At 51.6% G+C, this 17779-nt stretch carries 15 protein-coding genes; 4 read left to right on the top strand and 11 right to left on the bottom strand.

Annotated features, from left to right (window positions below):
* The first annotated feature begins 55 nt into the window (after nt 1-55).
* A complete protein-coding gene (gene tesB, locus AC0IWZ_RS03985) occupies nt 56-916 on the top strand; it encodes an acyl-CoA thioesterase II (protein WP_034493726.1) in 861 nt (286 codons plus the stop codon).
* Between the two features lie 56 nt (nt 917-972).
* Here the strand turns inward: tesB and amtB are convergent, their stop codons facing one another.
* The 5 genes from amtB to AC0IWZ_RS03960 all read right to left on the bottom strand — a co-directional run bounded on the left by amtB (nt 973) and on the right by AC0IWZ_RS03960 (nt 6943).
* On the bottom strand, nt 973-2259 hold the full coding sequence (gene amtB, locus AC0IWZ_RS03980) for an ammonium transporter AmtB (protein ID WP_034493725.1): 1287 nt from the start codon (nt 2257-2259) through the stop codon (nt 973-975).
* A gap of 32 nt (nt 2260-2291) precedes the next feature.
* Complete coding sequence (gene glnK / locus AC0IWZ_RS03975) at nt 2292-2630, bottom strand: P-II family nitrogen regulator (protein WP_002891893.1); 339 nt, start codon at nt 2628-2630, stop codon at nt 2292-2294.
* Nucleotides 2631-2873: 243 nt separating this feature from the next.
* Complete coding sequence (locus AC0IWZ_RS03970; protein WP_259268208.1) at nt 2874-4652, bottom strand: SmdB family multidrug efflux ABC transporter permease/ATP-binding protein; 1779 nt, start codon at nt 4650-4652, stop codon at nt 2874-2876.
* Nucleotides 4645-6423: a SmdA family multidrug ABC transporter permease/ATP-binding protein gene (locus AC0IWZ_RS03965; RefSeq protein ID WP_471678115.1), complete on the bottom strand. Its 1779-nt coding sequence runs from the start codon at nt 6421-6423 to the stop codon at nt 4645-4647. Before AC0IWZ_RS03965 ends, AC0IWZ_RS03970 begins: the two co-directional genes overlap by 8 nt.
* 58 nt (nt 6424-6481) lie before the next feature.
* Entirely contained in the window at nt 6482-6943 is a 462-nt protein-coding gene (locus tag AC0IWZ_RS03960) for an Lrp/AsnC family transcriptional regulator (protein ID WP_034493833.1), read from the bottom strand.
* A gap of 114 nt (nt 6944-7057) precedes the next feature.
* On the opposite strand from AC0IWZ_RS03960, the gene AC0IWZ_RS03955 reads away from it, so the two are divergent.
* Nucleotides 7058-8119 carry a PLP-dependent cysteine synthase family protein gene (locus AC0IWZ_RS03955; RefSeq protein ID WP_410372364.1) on the top strand — a complete coding sequence of 354 codons (1062 nt, stop codon included), beginning with the start codon at nt 7058-7060 and terminating at the stop codon, nt 8117-8119.
* A 152-nt stretch (nt 8120-8271) separates the two neighbouring features.
* On the opposite strand, the gene cof is transcribed toward AC0IWZ_RS03955, so the two are convergent.
* Nucleotides 8272-9093 carry an HMP-PP phosphatase gene (gene cof, locus AC0IWZ_RS03950; protein WP_471679089.1) on the bottom strand — a complete coding sequence of 274 codons (822 nt, stop codon included), beginning with the start codon at nt 9091-9093 and terminating at the stop codon, nt 8272-8274.
* A 102-nt stretch (nt 9094-9195) separates the two neighbouring features.
* Between cof and AC0IWZ_RS03945 the strand changes: the two genes are divergently transcribed.
* Nucleotides 9196-10899 (top strand): SgrR family transcriptional regulator, encoded by a 1704-nt coding sequence (locus AC0IWZ_RS03945; protein ID WP_471678116.1) that lies wholly within the window; start codon nt 9196-9198, stop codon nt 10897-10899.
* Nucleotides 10900-10964: 65 nt separating this feature from the next.
* Nucleotides 10965-11660: a 7-cyano-7-deazaguanine synthase QueC gene (queC, locus tag AC0IWZ_RS03940; RefSeq protein WP_034493720.1), complete on the top strand. Its 696-nt coding sequence runs from the start codon at nt 10965-10967 to the stop codon at nt 11658-11660.
* Between the two features lie 40 nt (nt 11661-11700).
* Here the strand turns inward: queC and AC0IWZ_RS03935 are convergent, their stop codons facing one another.
* From AC0IWZ_RS03935 to lon, 5 genes are all read right to left on the bottom strand, one after another.
* Complete coding sequence (locus tag AC0IWZ_RS03935) at nt 11701-12099, bottom strand: YbgC/FadM family acyl-CoA thioesterase (RefSeq protein ID WP_034493719.1); 399 nt, start codon at nt 12097-12099, stop codon at nt 11701-11703.
* Nucleotides 12100-12221: 122 nt separating this feature from the next.
* Entirely contained in the window at nt 12222-12599 is a 378-nt protein-coding gene (locus tag AC0IWZ_RS03930; protein ID WP_471678117.1) for a ComEA family DNA-binding protein, read from the bottom strand.
* A 151-nt stretch (nt 12600-12750) separates the two neighbouring features.
* The gene (gene ppiD, locus AC0IWZ_RS03925) at nt 12751-14622 is read right to left on the bottom strand and encodes a peptidylprolyl isomerase (RefSeq protein ID WP_471678118.1); all 1872 of its coding nucleotides are present in this window, start codon (nt 14620-14622) and stop codon (nt 12751-12753) included.
* A gap of 236 nt (nt 14623-14858) precedes the next feature.
* Entirely contained in the window at nt 14859-15131 is a 273-nt protein-coding gene (hupB, locus tag AC0IWZ_RS03920; RefSeq protein WP_034493716.1) for a nucleoid-associated protein HU-beta, read from the bottom strand.
* Nucleotides 15132-15340: 209 nt separating this feature from the next.
* Nucleotides 15341-17695 carry an endopeptidase La gene (gene lon / locus AC0IWZ_RS03915; RefSeq protein WP_034493715.1) on the bottom strand — a complete coding sequence of 785 codons (2355 nt, stop codon included), beginning with the start codon at nt 17693-17695 and terminating at the stop codon, nt 15341-15343.
* Nucleotides 17696-17779 lie beyond the last annotated feature (84 nt).

The following is a 17779-nucleotide window of genomic DNA, read 5'->3' as shown; positions in this document are numbered from 1 at the left end:
ACCTGTTATAATCAGGCCAATTGCACGATTTTATTTATTTTATTGAGGACCTTTTATGAGTCAGGCGCTCAGCAATTTATTGGCATTACTCAATCTGGAAAAGATTGAAGAAGGTATTTTTCGTGGCCAGAGCGAAGACTTAGGTTTACGTCAGGTGTTCGGTGGGCAGGTAGTTGGCCAGGCGTTGTATGCCGCCAAAGAAACCGTGCCGGTTGACCGTCTGGTGCACTCATTTCACAGCTATTTTTTGCGTCCCGGCGATAGCCAGAAACCTATCGTTTATGACGTTGAAACCCTGCGCGACGGGAATAGTTTCAGCGCCCGCCGCGTGGCTGCGATTCAAAATGGCAAACCGATTTTCTACATGACCGCGTCTTTCCAGGCGCCAGAGCCGGGCTTTGAACATCAAAAAACCATGCCTGCTGCCCCGGCACCTGAAAATCTGAAATCAGAAACTGAAATTGCGATGGCATTTGAGAAACTTCTGCCTCAGACGCTGAAAGAAAAGTTTCTGTGTGAGAAACCGCTGGAGATTCGCCCGGTGGTTTTCCATAACCCAATGCAGGGCCATGTTGATGAGCCGGTACGCCAGGTGTGGATGAAAGCTAACGGTAAAATGCCTGCCGATTTGCATGTACATCAGTATTTGCTCGGATATGCGTCGGACTTTAACTTCCTGCCTGTCGCCCTTCAGCCGCATGGCGTCGGTTTCCTCGAACCGGGAATGCAGGTCGCCACCATCGATCACTCAATGTGGTTCCATCGCCCGTTCGATATGAACGATTGGCTGCTGTATAGCGTGGAAAGTACCTCCGCCTCGAGTGCTCGTGGCTTTGTGCGCGGGGAGTTTTATTCTCGTGACGGGGTGTTAGTGGCATCGACGGTGCAGGAAGGAGTGATGCGCAAGCGGGGTTAATCCTGAAAGCATAAAAAAAGCGGAGCCTGTGCTCCGCTTTTTTATTGACGCGTTACTTATGCGTTGTAAGCATTCTCGCCGTGGCTATTAACGTCCAGACCTTCGCGCTCATGCTCTTCTGGCACGCGCAGGCCGACAGTCAGGTCAGCAACCTTGAAGCCGATGAAGGCGACTACCGCAGACCACAGAATCGTCACACCGATACTTTCCAACTGCACCAGAACTTGATGGCCCATGGTCACGCCTTCTGCGTAGCCCACACCGCCAAGGGATGGAGAGGCGAAGATACCGGTCATGATGCAGCCAACAATACCGCACACGCCGTGGACACCGAACACATCGCAAGGGTCATCAACACGCAGCCATTTCTTCAGCAGCGTCACGCCCCACAAGCCCGCCAGACCCGCCACGATACCGATAATCAGTGCGCCTCCGACGCCAACATAACCACACGCTGGGGTGATACCGACCAGGCCTGCAATGGCACCGGAACACGCGCCCAACAGAGAAGGTTTGCCACGCAATGCCCACTCGCCGAAGACCCAGCCCAGCACCGCAGCCGCTGTTGCAACAACCGTGTTCACGAACGCCAGGGCTGCGATTTCGTTTGCAGCACTGGCTGAACCGGCGTTGAAACCGAACCAACCGAAGTACAGGATTGCCGTACCGGTAAACACCATCGGCAAGTTGTGCGGTTTGAAGGCTTCTTTACCGTAACCCACACGTTTGCCAATCAGGTAAGCGCCCACCAGGCCTGCAACCGCGGCGTTGATGTGAACCACTGTACCGCCTGCGAAGTCCATCGCGCCGTGCGTTGCCAGTAAACCGCCGCCCCACACCATGTGTGCGATTGGCAGGTAAGACAGCGTCAGCCAAATCACCACAAAGATAAGCACCGCAGAGAAACGAATACGTTCAGCCAGCGCACCGACAATCAGTCCAACGGTGATACAGGCGAAAGAGCCCTGGAACGCAACGTGAATATACTGGTAGAAAGAACCGGTCAGCGCGGTGAGCTGGATGTTTTTGAGCATCACCCAGTCGAAGTTACCGAAGAAACTTCCGCCCGTGCCGAAGGTTAATGAGTAGCCGTAAACCACCCACAGCACACAAACCAGTGCAAATGTGACCGTAATTTGCGTCAGCATCGACAGCACGTTTTTGGAACGAATCAGGCCGCCGTAAAACAGCGCCAACCCAGGAATTGTCATAAACAGCACCAATGCGGTGCTAATCATCATAAAGGCGTTGTCTGCTTTATCGGCCACAGCGGGTGCCGCCAGAGCGATTGATGGCGCAAGTGCCAGGGCTACAACGCCTAAGATAGAGGCTAATTTCTTCATTTTTCCATCCCTTTCACGAGTGGCTAAGACGATTACAGTGCGGCTTCGTCGGCTTCGCCGGTACGAATGCGGATGACGCGTTGCAGTTCGGCAACGAAAATTTTTCCATCGCCAATTTTGCCGGTGTAGGCAGCTTTGCTAATAACATCAATTACTTCATCGAGCTGATCGTCGGCAATTGCTACATCAATTTTCACTTTAGGCAGGAAATTGACGCTGTATTCAGCACCGCGGTACAACTCAGCGTGACCTTTCTGGCGACCAAAGCCTTTCACTTCGGTGACAGTCAGCCCTTGAATACCGATTGAAGACAGCGCTTCACGCACATCTTCGAGTTTGAACGGTTTAATCACCACGGTAACTAGCTTCATAGATCCTCTCCAGTGAGAATTGGCAAACGACACGATTTAGATAAAGCAAAGGTCATGCCAAAATTGAAAAACAGTTTTTTCAGCGCGTTGAGCTGCGCCAGATGGGGATTTTAAGGAGAGAAATAACGATGACTGGGATTAAGAAAGTTCTTAGGAAATAAAAACGCACCATTTAAGTGCATGGTGCGTTTCAGTTCTGCACCAACGGCGATAACCATTGGTTTTATGCGTGATTTTGGTGCATCACGCAGTGGCGGGTTCTTCGCGCGTAGCGGCGGCTAATTCTTCGCCAGCCAGTTGCAGCTGGTACATTTGCCAGTATCGCCCTTGCGCAGCCAGTAATTCACGGTGTGTGCCGCGCTCAACAGCCTGCCCACGATGCAGCACCATAATGGTATCGGCATCGGTTATCGTCGATAAACGGTGCGCAATCACCACTAGTGTGGTGTGTTCGCGGACAACCGCCAGCGCCTGTTGAATAGCCTGCTCGGTGCCGGAGTCAATATTAGCTGTGGCTTCATCGAGGATCAGGATCTGCGGTGCATCCACCAGCACTCGCGCCAGCGCCAGTAACTGCTTTTGGCCAACGGACAAATTATTGCCCTGCTCACCCAGACGCGTGTGAATGCCTTCGCTCATGGTGCGCGCCAGTTCCGCAAGCTGCACGGTTTCAAGTGCCTGCCAGACTGCCGCTTCGCTGATGTCGCGCCCAAGCGTGACGTTTGCAAAGAATGAGTCCGCCAGCACCACCGGATCTTGTTGCACCATTGCCACACCCTGGCGCAAAACGCTGTGGCTTAAGGTATCGAGTGGGCGGCCATCAAGACGAACTTCGCCTTTTGTCAGCGGGTAATAGCCCATCAATAAGTTGGCGAGAGTACTTTTCCCGCTTCCGGTGTGCCCGACGAGCGCCACAAAACTACGCGCTGGAACATCCAGATTAATGTCCTGCAATACCAGGCGATCGCCACGGTATGAAAACGACACGTTATCCACTTCGATGCGACCACTTTCCAGCGGGCGATTGTCGTTGCCGTAATCCTGACGCTTGCCGTCCATTAACTCAAACACACGCTCACCAGCAACCACCGCCTGTTGCAGCATGGATTGTTGGGTGGTGAGTTCGATTAACGGTTCGTTAAGACGCCCCAGATAGTTGATAAAGGCATACAGCACGCCAACTTCAATCGTGCCGACAGAAGTAAAACCGAACAGCATCAGCAGGCCGCAAAGAACCATCGCGGAGAAAAGACTCAGCAACGGGCGCAGTAAAAAGCCATCGAGGCGCAGGGTTTGCATCCGTGCCAGATAATGTGAGCGGCTGGCGGCATTCATGCGCTCGCCAAAACGCGCCTGCTGGCGGAATTGCTGGATAACGCTCATGCCGGAGATGACTTCGTTAAAGCCATCGTTGATATCAGCCAGATAGCTGCGCACGCGGCGCACAATTGGCGTGCTGTAGCGCTGATAAATAAACATCACGATAATCACTGCTGGGAAGATAGTGATAGCCACCGTCGCCATGCGCCAGTCGAGAGTGAACATCGCCACCAGCATCGCGCCAATCAGCGCTGCACTGCGCAAAACAGTCGCAACGACGGTGACGTACAAATCACGGATCACTTCAGTATCGTTGGTAACGCGAGAGATCAACTGCCCAACCGGCTGAGTATCAAAGGTGCTGAGCGGCTGGCGCAGTGCGGCATCCATTACGTCGGTACGCAGCTTTTGCACCACGCCCACAGCGGCCTGGTTAAATAACAGTGCCTGCCAGTAATGCAGACCCGCGGCTGAAATAGATAAAAATAAATACGCCGTGGCCAGCCCGGCCACTGCCGCAATCGGCAGGCGATGTTCAGACACCATGTTGTCGATGAAGTAACTCACCAGAATGGGGCCTGTCACTTCGGCTGCTGCGGCAATCCACAACATAACCACAGCCCCCGCAAGCGGTTTACGCCAAGGAGAGCCATAAGCCAGCAGGCGTTTTATGGTTGGCCACTGCTTGATTGCCTTACGCATTGGCGGGTTCCTCATCGGCCGTATTTTCTGACGCATCATCCAGCGCCGCTTCGAGCTGTTGATAACGATACATGTCGCGATACCAACCCGGCATTCCCACCAGCGCATCGTGATTCCCGCGCTGCACGATATGCCCGTACTGCATCACCAGAATTTCCGAGGCTTCGGTCAGCGCCGACAAACGATGTGCGCTGATGATCACCGTGCGGTTTTCACCCCACTGGCGCAAATTGTGCAGGATTTGGTGTTCGGTACGCCCATCGACCGCCGAAAGGGCATCGTCAAGAATCAAAATTTCCGCATCGAGTAATAACGCCCGCGCAATAGAGATACGCTGTTTCTGGCCGCCAGAGAGCATCACACCGCGCTCGCCAACTTCCGTTTCGTAACCTTGCGGCAGACGCAGAATATCGTCATGCACGCTGGCAAGCCTGGCGACGTGTTCAATTTCTTCCTGCGTCGCGCCCGGTTTGCCAAGCGCAATATTGCTGGCAACGGTATCGGAGAACAGGAACGGCGTTTGGTTCACAACGGCCAGACGGCTGCGCCAGGAATCAAGCTTCATCTGTGGCAATGCAATGCCGTGGAAGCAAATTTCGCCCTGATCGATATCAAAATGGCGCTGGAGGAGCGAGAGAATAGTACTTTTCCCGGCGCCTGTCGGCCCGCAAAGGCCAAGCATTTCGCCCGGCTTCAAGGTGAAAGAGACGTTTTCAAGCGTCGGGCGCGTGGTTTGTGGGTAATGGAACGCCTGAATATTCGCTTCTACCATGCCGCGCCCCGCCGGAGCTTCTTGCTCACCATCAACCACTGACGGCGCTTCGGCTAACATGCTGCGGATACGGCTGTACGCCGCGCTGCCGCGCTCAACGATATTGAACATCCACGCCAGCGCCAGCATTGGCCAGATCATCAGCCCAAGATACATCACGAAACTGGTCAATTGGCCGAGTGTCAGCGTGCCCTGAATAACCATCCAACTTCCGCCGCCAATCGCCAGCAGGTTTGCCGTGCCGATAGTGATGTAAATCGTCGGATCGAAACGCGCATCCACGCGTGCGACTTTCATGTTTTTCGCTCCGGCATCTTTGGCTTCGGCGGCAAACAGCGCGGACTGGCGGTCTTCCAGACCAAATGCTTTGATCATACGGATACTGGATAAACTTTCTTGCGTGCGGTCGTTGAGCGTTGAGAATGCGGCCTGTGCGAGTTTGAAACGGTGATGTAACTGATCGCCATAACGCTTAATCACCAGCGCCATAATGGGCATCGGCAGCAGCGCCAGCAGCGTCAATTCCCAGCTGATTTGCGTCGACATAACAATCAACACCGCGCAGCCCATCACCAGCGAATCCACCAGCGTTAATACGCCCTCGCCTGCGGCAAACACCACGCGATCGACATCGTTGGTGGCTCGCGCCATTAAATCCCCAGTGCGGTGGCGCAGGTAAAACTCGGGATGCTGGCGGCTTAACTGGCGGTAATAATCTTCGCGAAGTTCCACCGCGAGTTGGTAAGACGCGCCGAATAGCAGCACGCGCCAGACGTAACGCAACATGTAGACAACGACCGCGATGACCAGCATGACGCCAATCCACATCAGCACGTCGCTGCCTGAAAGTGTGTGTTGGGTGACGCCATCAACAATCACGCCCACAAGTTTAGGCGGCACAAGTTGCAGGATGGCAATGATAATCAGCAAGGCAACCGCCCCGAGATAGCGTCGCCATTCGCGGGTGAAGTACCAGCTTAGTTGAGCAAATAATCGCACGCAGTCAGATTCCTGAGAAATACTAGTGAAATGCTATTGAAGGCCGGGAGCGCGGGTTTCAACGCTCTAATGGCAAAGCCGTGGTGTATTTTATCTGTTCCATGGCAAAACTCGAAGTGACATCGCTTAAACCAGGAATACCGTTCACCAGCCGTTTGTAAAAATCGTCGTATCGTTTCATGTCTTCTACCTGCACACGCATCAGGTAGTCATACTCCCCTGCCATCCGCCAGAAACCCAGCACTTCGGGCATTTCGGCAACCACTGATACAAATTTGCAGTACCACTCACTGCTGTGATGCTGGGTTTTAATGAGCACAAAAGCGGTCAACCCAAGGCCCAGTTTTTCTGGATCGAGTAATGCGACTTTCGCCCGGATAACACCGTCGTCTTCAAGCCGTTTCAGGCGTTTCCAGCAGGGGGTGGTGGTCAGATTAACGGCATCAGCGAGAGCCTGCAAAGAAAGGGTGCAGTCGATTTGCAGCAAGGATAGCAGCTTACGGTCAATTTTATCTAACATGGCGACCTCAGGGAGAAATTTTTTCTCCATTTAATTCCCTGGGAAGGCTAAAAGGCAACTTTTTTATCCTGTTTTTGCATTACTCTAAGCACAAATAGACAAACGGATACGACCATGACCAGCAACTGGGTAAACCACGCTATTAGCGAAATTAACGCCGATTACCAACGCTCCGCCGATACACATTTGATTCGCCTTGCGCTGCCTGGTTTCCCCGGTATTCAGCTATACCTGAAAGATGAAAGCACACACCCGACCGGCAGCCTGAAACATCGCCTGGCGCGCTCGCTGTTTTTGTACGGTCTGTGTAACGGCTGGATTAAAGAAGGCACCACGATTATTGAAGCGTCTTCCGGTTCAACTGCTGTGTCCGAGGCCTATTTTGCCCGTCTGCTAGGTCTGCCGTTTATCGCGGTCATGCCAGCCTGCACCGCAAAACGCAAAGTGGAACAAATCGAGTTTTATGGTGGTCGTTGCCATTTCGTGGAGAGCGCGTGTGAAATCTACGCCGCATCTGAAATGCTGGAGCGCGAACTGAACGGCCATTATATGGACCAGTTTACTTACGCTGAACGTGCCACCGACTGGCGCGGCAATAATAACATTGCCGACAGTATTTTCCGCCAGATGGAACATGAACCGCATCCGGTCCCGGAATACGTGGTGATGAGCGCGGGAACAGGCGGCACATCGGCCACTATCGGTCGCTATTTACGTTACCAGGGTTATCCAACAAAACTGACCGTTGTGGACCCACAAAATTCAGTGTTTATGGATTACTGGCAGAACCGGGATTGCAGCTTACGCAGCGCCGTGGGTAGCAAAATCGAAGGGATTGGTCGCCCGCGCTGCGAGCCTTCGTTTATTCCGGATGTGATTGACGACATGATGCGCGTGCCAGATGCCGCCAGTATTGCCACCATGCAATGGCTGGAAACTATTCTGGGTCGTAAAGTTGGCGCCTCCACCGGGACGAATATGTGGGGCGTACTGCAACTGGCTGCGCGTATGCGTGACGAAGGACGTACCGGTTCGATTGTGACGCTGCTTTGTGATAGCGGCGAACGTTATCTGGAAACCTATTACAACGCGGAATGGGTGAAGGCGAATATCGGGGATTTGCGACCAGCTCAAGCGGAGATGGAAAAACTATTAACTGCCCCTTCCCCTAAATAATTCGAGTTACAGCAAGGCGGCAAGAGAGTTCATACCGATGAACTTACATGAGTAAGTGATTCGGGTGAGCGAGCGCAGCCAACACAGCTGTAGCTTGAAGTATGACGGGGAAAAAGAGGCCGGGTATATGCCCGGCCTGCTGCAAGGTCTCGTCATTCGGGGGAATAAGTGAGATTTGGTGTATCCAGCCAATGAGTCAAATAATGAGAAACTGCCTGCTTGTTACAGTGACCAATAACAGGTAAATGCGGTAAATCTGCTTTCAGTTGCGCCATCGCGTTGCCCATGATCAAACCATGACCCACGCTTGAGAGCATTTCGCGGTCGTTCATCGCATCGCCAAACGCCATACAATCTTTCATCGTCAGGCCAAGATGCTGACTTAATACATTCAGCGCCGAGCCTTTATTGCAGCCTGTCGGTAACACTTCCAGGCAATCTACTGCCGAGAAACAAAGAAACGCTTTATCGCCTAGTGCTTCATTCAACTGGATTTTCAAACGGTGCAGATCGTCGTGATCGCCGCAGAAACAGATCTTCGTCACCTGATGTGAAGGTAAACGCTTAAGATCCGTCAGGCGGTATTTGAAACCGCTGTAGACATGCGCTCGCAGTAATTCAGGGATCTCGTTTTGCGTCATCCACCCGGTATCGTTAAATACATGCATGCTCGCCAGGGTTTCCCAATGGCTGTGCAGGACAATTTCTGCCGCTTCCGGGGCAAGATCTTGCCTGTGCAACAACTCTCCTTCCGTCGAATGGATGCGCGTCCCGTTTCCGGTAATTAAAAATGCCTCGAGTGATAACGTGCCCAGAATATGGCGCATTTCCAGCACATGGCGACCGGTAGCAAACGCGAGAGTCATTTGGCGTTCTTCCCGCAGTCGGTTCAGGGTGCGTAGCGTTTCATCACCCAAATGGTGATTGGGCATTAACAACGTACCATCCATATCAAATGCAGCCAGACGAGCCATGTTTACTCCGATTTGTGACATCTAAAACACTGCTGGCAGTATCACCTGGCATATACGGAACTAATAGTGAATACTTTTTAAAAATTGTTCCGGGTTTTTCTCATGCGCTTGTTAAATCGACTCAATCAGTTTCAACGTTTGTGGCAACCCTCGGCGGGAGAACCTCAACAAGTTACGGTGGCTGAACTGGCGGCGCGCTGTTTTTGCAGCGAGCGTCATGTGCGGACTTTGCTTAACCAGTTGCAGGACGCGGGCTGGCTGACGTGGCATGCACAGTCAGGGAGAGGAAAACGCGGCACGCTGAGTTTCCTGGTCACGCCTGAAAGCGTGCGCTCAGGCATGATGGAACAGGTTCTGCACAAGGAACAACATCAGAATGCGCTGGAGCTGGCACAAATTGCGCCTGAACAGTTACGCCAGCTGCTGCAACCGTTTCTCGGCGGGCAGTGGCAAAACGATACTCCAACGCTGCGTATTCCGTATTACCGGCCACTGGAACCCTTGCAGCCGGGGTTTCTGCCTGGCCGCGCCGAACAACATTTAGCCGGGCAAATCTTTGCCGGACTGACCCGATTCACCTCAAATAGCCCGGTTCCGCAGCCCGATCTCGCCCATCACTGGCAAGTATCGGAAGATGGTTTGAATTGGTATTTCTTCATACGCTCCACATTGCACTGGCACAATGGGGAGCCGGTGGAAACGACGCAATTACAGCAACGGTTGATGATGCTTTTGACACTTCCGGCAATGCGACGCCTGTTTGTCAGCGTAAGAAGCATCGAACTGACCCATACACAGTGCATCCGTTTTATTCTGCATACCCCTGATTACTGGCTGGCTCACCGACTGGCAAGTTATTGCAGCCGTCTGGCACATCCTGAAGATAACCAAATGGGATGCGGGCCATTTCGACTCAGCAGCTTTAAAGAAAATCTGGTGCGCATTGAAAGTTTCGAGTCCTACCATCTCTGCCATCCGCTGCTTAAAGCCGTGGAATACTGGATTACCCCACAGCTTTTCGATACTGAACTGGGCACCAGTTGCCGCCATCCGGTGCAAATCGCCATCGGGCAGCAAGATGAACTGGTACATCTAAGGCCCGTCAGCAACAGTATCAGCCTTGGGTTTTGCTATCTGGCGGTCAAACAAAACAGCAATTTGTCTCCGGAGCAGGCACGTTTCCTGATGCAGATAATTCACCAGCAGCAGTTGATCGCCAGCCTGCCGGTAGATGAATCGCTGATCACCCCAAGCGTTGAGATGATCCCCGGCTGGAAGATCCCCGAGTGGGACTCATGTAAAACCGTCCCCCTGCCACCGCGATTGACACTGCTGTATCATTTGCCGGTTGAGTTACATGTTATGGCGCAACAGTTGAAAACCCATCTGGCTGATTTAGGCTGCGAACTGAATCTGGTCTTTCACGACGCCAAAAACTGGACGGGTTGCGAAGCCCTGGTACAGGCCGATTTAATGATGGGCGACCGCTTGATTGGCGAAGCTCCGGTTTACACGCTGGAGCAGTGGTTACGCAGCGATGTTATCTGGCCTGCTATTCTCACGGAAACTCAGTACACCCATCTGCAAGCCACGCTTGATGCCGTACAAGTTCACCCTGAAGAGAGCGCCCGTCATGTCGGGTTGCAGGAAGTGTTCAGCGCGTTAATGCGCGATGCGATAGTGTCGCCGCTGTTTAATTACCGCTACCAAATCAGCGCGCCGCCAGGCGTTAACGGCATTGAGTTGAATGCCTGGGGCTGGTTCGATTTTACGCAAGCATGGTTGCCACCGCCGACAATGGTGTGAAGAAGCTGGGCAGCCAATACGTCCACGCGTTACCATATATTTTTAAGTGATTAACAGGATTACTCATGAAACGTGCAGTTGTCGTCTTTAGTGGTGGCCAGGATTCCACAACCTGCCTGATTCAGGCCTTACAGCAATATGATGAAGTCCATTGTGTGACGTTTGATTATGGCCAACGCCACCGCGCTGAGATTGACGTTGCCCGCGAATTAGCGCTGAAATTAGGCGCTCGTGCCCACAAAGTTCTGGATGTCACATTGCTGAACGAACTGGCTGTCAGCAGCCTGACGCGCGATAACATTCCTGTGCCTGATTACGACCCGCAAGAAAGCGGCATTCCCAGCACCTTCGTTCCAGGGCGCAATATTTTGTTCCTGACGCTGACCGCAATTTATGCGTATCAGGTTGAAGCCGAAGCGGTTATTACGGGCGTTTGTGAAACAGATTTCTCTGGCTACCCGGATTGTCGCGATGAGTTTGTGAAAGCGCTGAACCATGCTGTCAGCCTCGGTATGGCTCGTGATATCCGTTTTGAAACTCCACTGATGTGGCTTGATAAAGCAGAAACCTGGGCGCTGGCTGATTACTGGCAGCAACTGGAACTGGTGCGTAACGACACGCTGACCTGCTACAACGGGATTCAGGGCGACGGATGTGGTGAATGTGCGGCCTGTCACTTACGGGCTAACGGCCTGAACCACTATCTGGCGGATAAACCCGCGGTAATGGCGGCGATGAAAAAGAAAACCGGTCTCAAATAATTCAATGGGCGTGGTGTTTACCACGCCTTTCCTGTTTCTGCTATTCCATCATTTGCACGAGTTTCTCGCGCAATTCCCCTTCCAGCGGAACTGACTTCTGTGTTTTCAAATCAATGCAGACGAAAGTCAGCAGCGCATCTGCCACTATCTCACCTTCTGGTTCCAGCTTCACAACCTGACTCAATACGCCGCTTTTGCCGTTGAGTTGCTGCAAGCTACTTTCGATGCGTAGCAAATCACCCAATACCGCAGGGCGGCGATAGTTAATATTGATATTGACCACGATGAACGCGATGTTGTGTTCCGTCATCCACTGGAAACCAGCCGTATTTTCCAACCCTTCCCAACGAGCCTCTTCAAGGAACTCAAGGTAGCGGGCGTTGTTTACGTGCTGGTAAACATCCATGTGATAACCACGGACTTTGATATGTGTCTGCATAGCGCTAAAACCCTATCTCTAATTTTAATAGTCAGGTGAGGTAAACAGGCCATACGAAACTGGTATGACCTGTTTTTAGCATAGCAAAATTTCTACGCTACGCGAACGTTCAGCACTAAGCGTTAAAGCTTAATGTGAGACAGATTGCGTTCTACCAACGCACTGCCAATCCCTGGCACCTCCTGAAGCTGTTCGAGCGCTTTGAATGGACCATATTCTTCGCGGTAGCTCACAATAGACTGCGCCTTTTTCAAGCCGACACCGTTCATTGCCTGCGCCAGCACTTCCGCACTGGCGGTGTTAATACTCACTACGCCATCGTCAGCATCGCCGGGTTTAGCAACCGTTACGGGAGTGGCTGTGGTTTTATCAGTGTGCTGTTGTGCTGTGTCATTTTTAACGACAGCCGGTGCGGCTGCAGCCGGGGTACATGTGCTTGCGCCAATAAGTGCCACGGCAATACACATTGCTTTAAGTCCGGTTTTGAATCCTGTTTTCATGCTGTTTCTCCTTGTGTGTTGACAGCGAGGCCACCTTACTCGGGGAAAAAAACAGGAACAATTGGCAATCTTCAAATGTGGAAAAGGCCGCGAAAGCGGCCTTTGATTGTTGCAGAGCGTTGCAGTTTACTGCGAGTAACCTCGAAGAGTGTTACTGCTGTTCGATGCTGTCGCCCATCTTAATTTTCGCTTCTTTGCGCAGACTGGTCATCAGCGCTTCGAAAGAGATTTGCGCATTGTTCTGGGTAATCCCCTGAACCATGGCTTTTTTCTGCTCAGCTGGCATATCACCGGCTTTCACTTCATCCACAGCCAGCAGAACGACGTTGCCCTGCATGTCGTTAGCCACGCCATAAGAAGGTTTGTCCTTGGCAGGTAACGGCAGTGAGAAGGCCGCCTGGCTGATAGGATCCTGGCCAGTACGCACGACAGTTTTTGCCGTACCGAAGCTCAAGCCCGCAGCTTTCATCGCTTCATCGCCTTTGCCCATTTTCAGAGCATTCAGCGTTTTGTCAGCATCCAGTTTCGCTTGTTGTTCCGCTTTCTGGAATTTAACCTTCGCGATAACCTGGTCACGAACTTCCGCTAACGGTTTAATGGCTTCGGCTTTATGTTCAGCGATACGAATAACGAACGCACGATCACCATCAACAGTGATGATGTCAGAGTTCATACCCGGAGTTCCGTTCGCACCCACCAGACCACCATTGAAAATGGCATCGGAAACAGGCTTGAAGTTCAGCTCTGCCGGTAAGTTATCGTGACCGAACCAGCCAGTCTCAACCGCTTTAACGCCAGCCACTTTTTCAGCACTTGCCAGAGATTCGTTATCGTTGCTTGCCGCGTCGCTCACTTTTTGTTGCAGCGCGTAATAAGCATCAACTGCTTTATCTTGCTTCACTTTCGCTGCAATCGCGTCTTTAACTTCAGACAGCGGTTTGGTTTGCGCAGGCTGGATGTCATCAAGACGCACAACCAGGAAACCGACTGAAGATTTGATAACACCGGACAACTGGCCTTTGTCTTTCAGACCGGCATTTTTCAGCTCATCAGGAGTGGTACCTGACTCCAGCCAACCCATGTCACCGCCGTTACGGGCAGAGATGATGTCAGCAGATTTTTCTTTTGCCAGGGCCGCGAAATCACCGCCTTTATTCAGTTCATCCAGAACCGCTTTAGCTTCTGCTTCAGTTTTGGTCTGAATCACGCTGTAACGGTTACGTTGAGGTTGAGTGAACTCGTCCTGATGCTGGTCGTAGTAGGACTGAATATCTGTATCCGCCACTTCAACTTTCTGAGAAGCGGCATCAAGCATGATGTAGCTTACTTTGAACTGTTCAGGGGCGATGTATTGGTTTTTGTTTTGCTCGTAGCTGGTGTTGATTTCCTGCTCGGTCACTTCTTGCTTCGCTGCCAGAGCATTCACATCAATGGTCGCTTCACGAACAACACGTTGCTGTGATACCAGGGCTGCCAGCTCGTCAGTTTCACCTGCCAGCATGAAATCAGTACCGACAACGGCGTTGATCAACTGCTGCGTCGTTAGCTGGTTACGCAGCGCTTGTGCATATTGGTCAGCAGTCATCCCCATGTTGTTGATGATTGCGGTATAACGGGCGTTATCAAATTTACCGTTATTCTGGAAAGCGGGCTCTTTGAAGATAGCGAGTTTGATTTGTTCGTCGCTAATGCCAAGACCAAGATGTTTGGCGTATTGATCCATTAACGCTTCATCAATCAGGCGTGACAGCACTTGCTGGCGCATCTGCTTGATGTAGCCTTCATTGCCAGCCAGTACAGAGAATTGTTCGCCAAGTTGCTGCTGTTGGCGATTACGTTCGCTGGCAACGGCATTTTCAAACTGACCACGGCTGATTTCCTGGCCATTCACTTTTGCGGCGTAGTTGGCACTTCCGCCAATCAGGTATCCACTCACGCCAGTCAAAATGAATGACACGATAATGATCCCGAAAATTATCTTGATTACGAGGCTGTTGGCCGCCGTACGTAAATTGTCCATCATGGTGTAACAACACTCCACTGTAGTGTGAATGGTAAACCCAGCGCAGTCGCTAAATGGGCATCCCTGAATACGCGTACTGCTGTGCCGCTGCGTGCAAGCGGGTATTGTGACAAGAAAACAGGTTCAAATCATCAAACATGCGCAAAATTAACAGCCATGCATAAAAAAAGGCACATCTAACGATGCGCCCTGACCTAACTTTACTAGATTAACCTTGCCCTGAAGCGGACGATAAATCAGTTAACCGCTTCTTTCAGCGCTTTACCAGCACGGAACCCTGGGACTTTTGCAGCAGCGATAGTGATTTCTTTACCGGTCTGAGGGTTACGGCCTGTACGGGCAGCACGCTCTTTAACAGCAAAGGTACCAAAGCCAACCAATGCCACGTCTTCCCCAGATTGCAGAGATTCGGTAACAGAAGCAATCACAGCGTCTAATGCACGTCCAGCCGCGGCTTTAGAAATATCAGCACCTGCGGCAATTTTGTCTATCAGTTGAGATTTATTCACTCTTCTCTTCCTCTCTTTATAATTTATATCGCACCAGTATCCTTCAAAGTGCGACCGCGCAGCAGTTATATCAGGCCTGTCATGCCCTTACAACACCCGTTGTTAATGGCACGCATCACCAGCAGTCTAAAGTAGCGATACAAAAAAAGCTGGCAAGTGACAATTCACCAGCCAGCTCTGATTTTATGCACTGAATATGCGTCAGGTCACTATTTTGCGGTGACGACCTGCATTCCGTAAGGCTCATTCTGCAAGGCAAGAGCCAAAACTTCCTCGATTCGCTTCACCGGATGGATATCCAGGTCGGCGAGAACGTTGTCAGGAATCTCTTCCAGATCACGTTTATTTTCATCCGGAATCAGAACAGTTTTAATGCCGCCACGGTGTGCCGCCAGCAGTTTTTCTTTCAAACCGCCGATTGGCAGAACCTGACCACGCAGCGTGATTTCGCCGGTCATCGCCACATCTGCACGAACAGGATTACCTGTCAGGCAAGATACCAGCGCGGTACACATCGCAATACCCGCGCTTGGGCCATCTTTCGGTGTCGCACCTTCCGGTACGTGAACGTGGATGTCGCGTTTTTCATAGAAATCAGCATTGATGCCTAATTTCTCTGCACGCGCGCGCACCACGGTCAGTGCAGCCTGGATAGACTCCTGCATAACTTCACCCAAAGAACCGGTGTAAGTCAGCTTGCCTTTGCCCGGCACACAGGCGGTTTCGATAGTCAGCAAATCACCGCCAACTTCGGTCCACGCAAGGCCTGTTACCTGACCTACGCGGTTTTCGCTGTCTGCACGACCATAGTCAAAGCGCTGCACGCCAAGGAAATCTTTCAGGTTATCGCCGTCGATTTCGATGTGTTTGAGCGTTTTATCCAGCAGCAACTGTTTAACCGCTTTACGACACAGTTTGGAAATTTCACGTTCCAGACTACGCACACCTGCTTCACGCGTGTAGTAACGAATGATGCCGGTAATAGCGCTATCGTGAACGGTAATTTCGCCTTTTTTCAGCGCGTTGCGTTCAATTTGCTTGGTCAGCAGGTGTTGTTTAGCAATATTCAGTTTTTCATCTTCGGTGTAACCGGACAGACGAATCACTTCCATACGATCCAGCAATGGCGCCGGAATATTCATGGAGTTGGACGTTGCTACAAACATCACATCGCTGAGATCGTAATCCACTTCCAGATAATGGTCGTTGAACGCCACGTTCTGTTCTGGATCAAGCACTTCAAGCAGAGCAGATGCCGGATCGCCACGCATATCAGAAGACATTTTGTCGATTTCATCCAACAGGAATAATGGGTTTTTAACGCCCACTTTCGCCATTTTCTGAATCAGTTTTCCCGGCATGGAACCGATGTAAGTACGACGGTGCCCACGAATTTCAGCTTCGTCACGTACGCCACCCAAAGCCATGCGCACATATTTACGTCCTGTCGCACGTGCGATGGACTGACCCAGTGAGGTTTTACCTACACCTGGAGGCCCTACCAGGCACAAGATTGGCCCTTTGAGCTTGTTAACGCGGCTCTGGACTGCGAGGTATTCCAGGATACGATCTTTCACGCGCTCAAGGCCGTAGTGATCGGTATCGAGGACTTCCTGCGCCTGACGCAGATCTTTTTTCACTTTACTGCGCGCATTCCATGGAACCTGCACCATCCAATCAATGTAACCACGAACCACGGTAGCTTCCGCAGACATTGGCGACATCATTTTCAGTTTTTGCAGTTCCGCTTCGGTTTTTTCACGCGCTTCTTTCGGCATTTTAGCCGCGTCGATTTTGCGTTTTAGCGCTTCGTTTTCATCTGGCGTGTCGTCCATTTCGCCGAGTTCTTTCTGAATGGCTTTCATTTGCTCGTTCAGATAGTACTCACGCTGGCTCTTTTCCATCTGCTTTTTAACGCGGTTGCGAATGCGCTTCTCAACCTGCAGCAGATCGATTTCCGACTCCATCATGGCCATCAGATATTCAAGACGTTCGTTAATATCGGACATCTCAAGAACGGACTGTTTATCAGTCAGTTTCAATGGCATATGGGCCGCAATGGTGTCAGCCAGACGAGCAGGATCATCAATGCTATTCAGCGATGTCAGCACTTCTGGCGGGATTTTTTTGTTCAGCTTGATGTAGCCTTCAAACTGACCAATTGCGGTGCGCACCAGCACTTCCTGTTCGCGCTCTTCGATAGCTGGCGAATTCAGGTACTCAGCCTGCGCTGAGAAATGGTCACCGTTGTCAGAAAGCGTGGTGATACGCGCACGCTGTAAACCTTCAACCAGCACTTTTACCGTGCCGTCTGGCAGTTTCAGCATTTGCAAAATGGATGCGACGGTTCCCACTGAGAACAGGTCATTAACACCTGGCTCATCTGTCGAGGCTTCTTTCTGCGCCACCAGCATGATTTTTTTATCATGATCCATGGCCGCTTCCAGGCAACGAATGGATTTTTCTCGCCCGACAAACAGTGGAATTACCATGTGCGGATAAACCACCACATCGCGCAATGGCAATACGGGGATTTCAATGCGTTCAGAACGCTCAGGATTCATAGAGCTCTCTCTTAGTTAAGGTCCGCCTGGTGATGGGGCAATGCCTCCGCTTTTATGGCATCACCAACAAGTAAGTCAGTATAT

This window comes from Buttiauxella sp. AC142, from assembly GCF_979253435.1.
The sequence above is the reverse complement of the archived record's forward strand: the minus strand, read 5'-3'. Positions and strand labels throughout refer to the sequence as shown.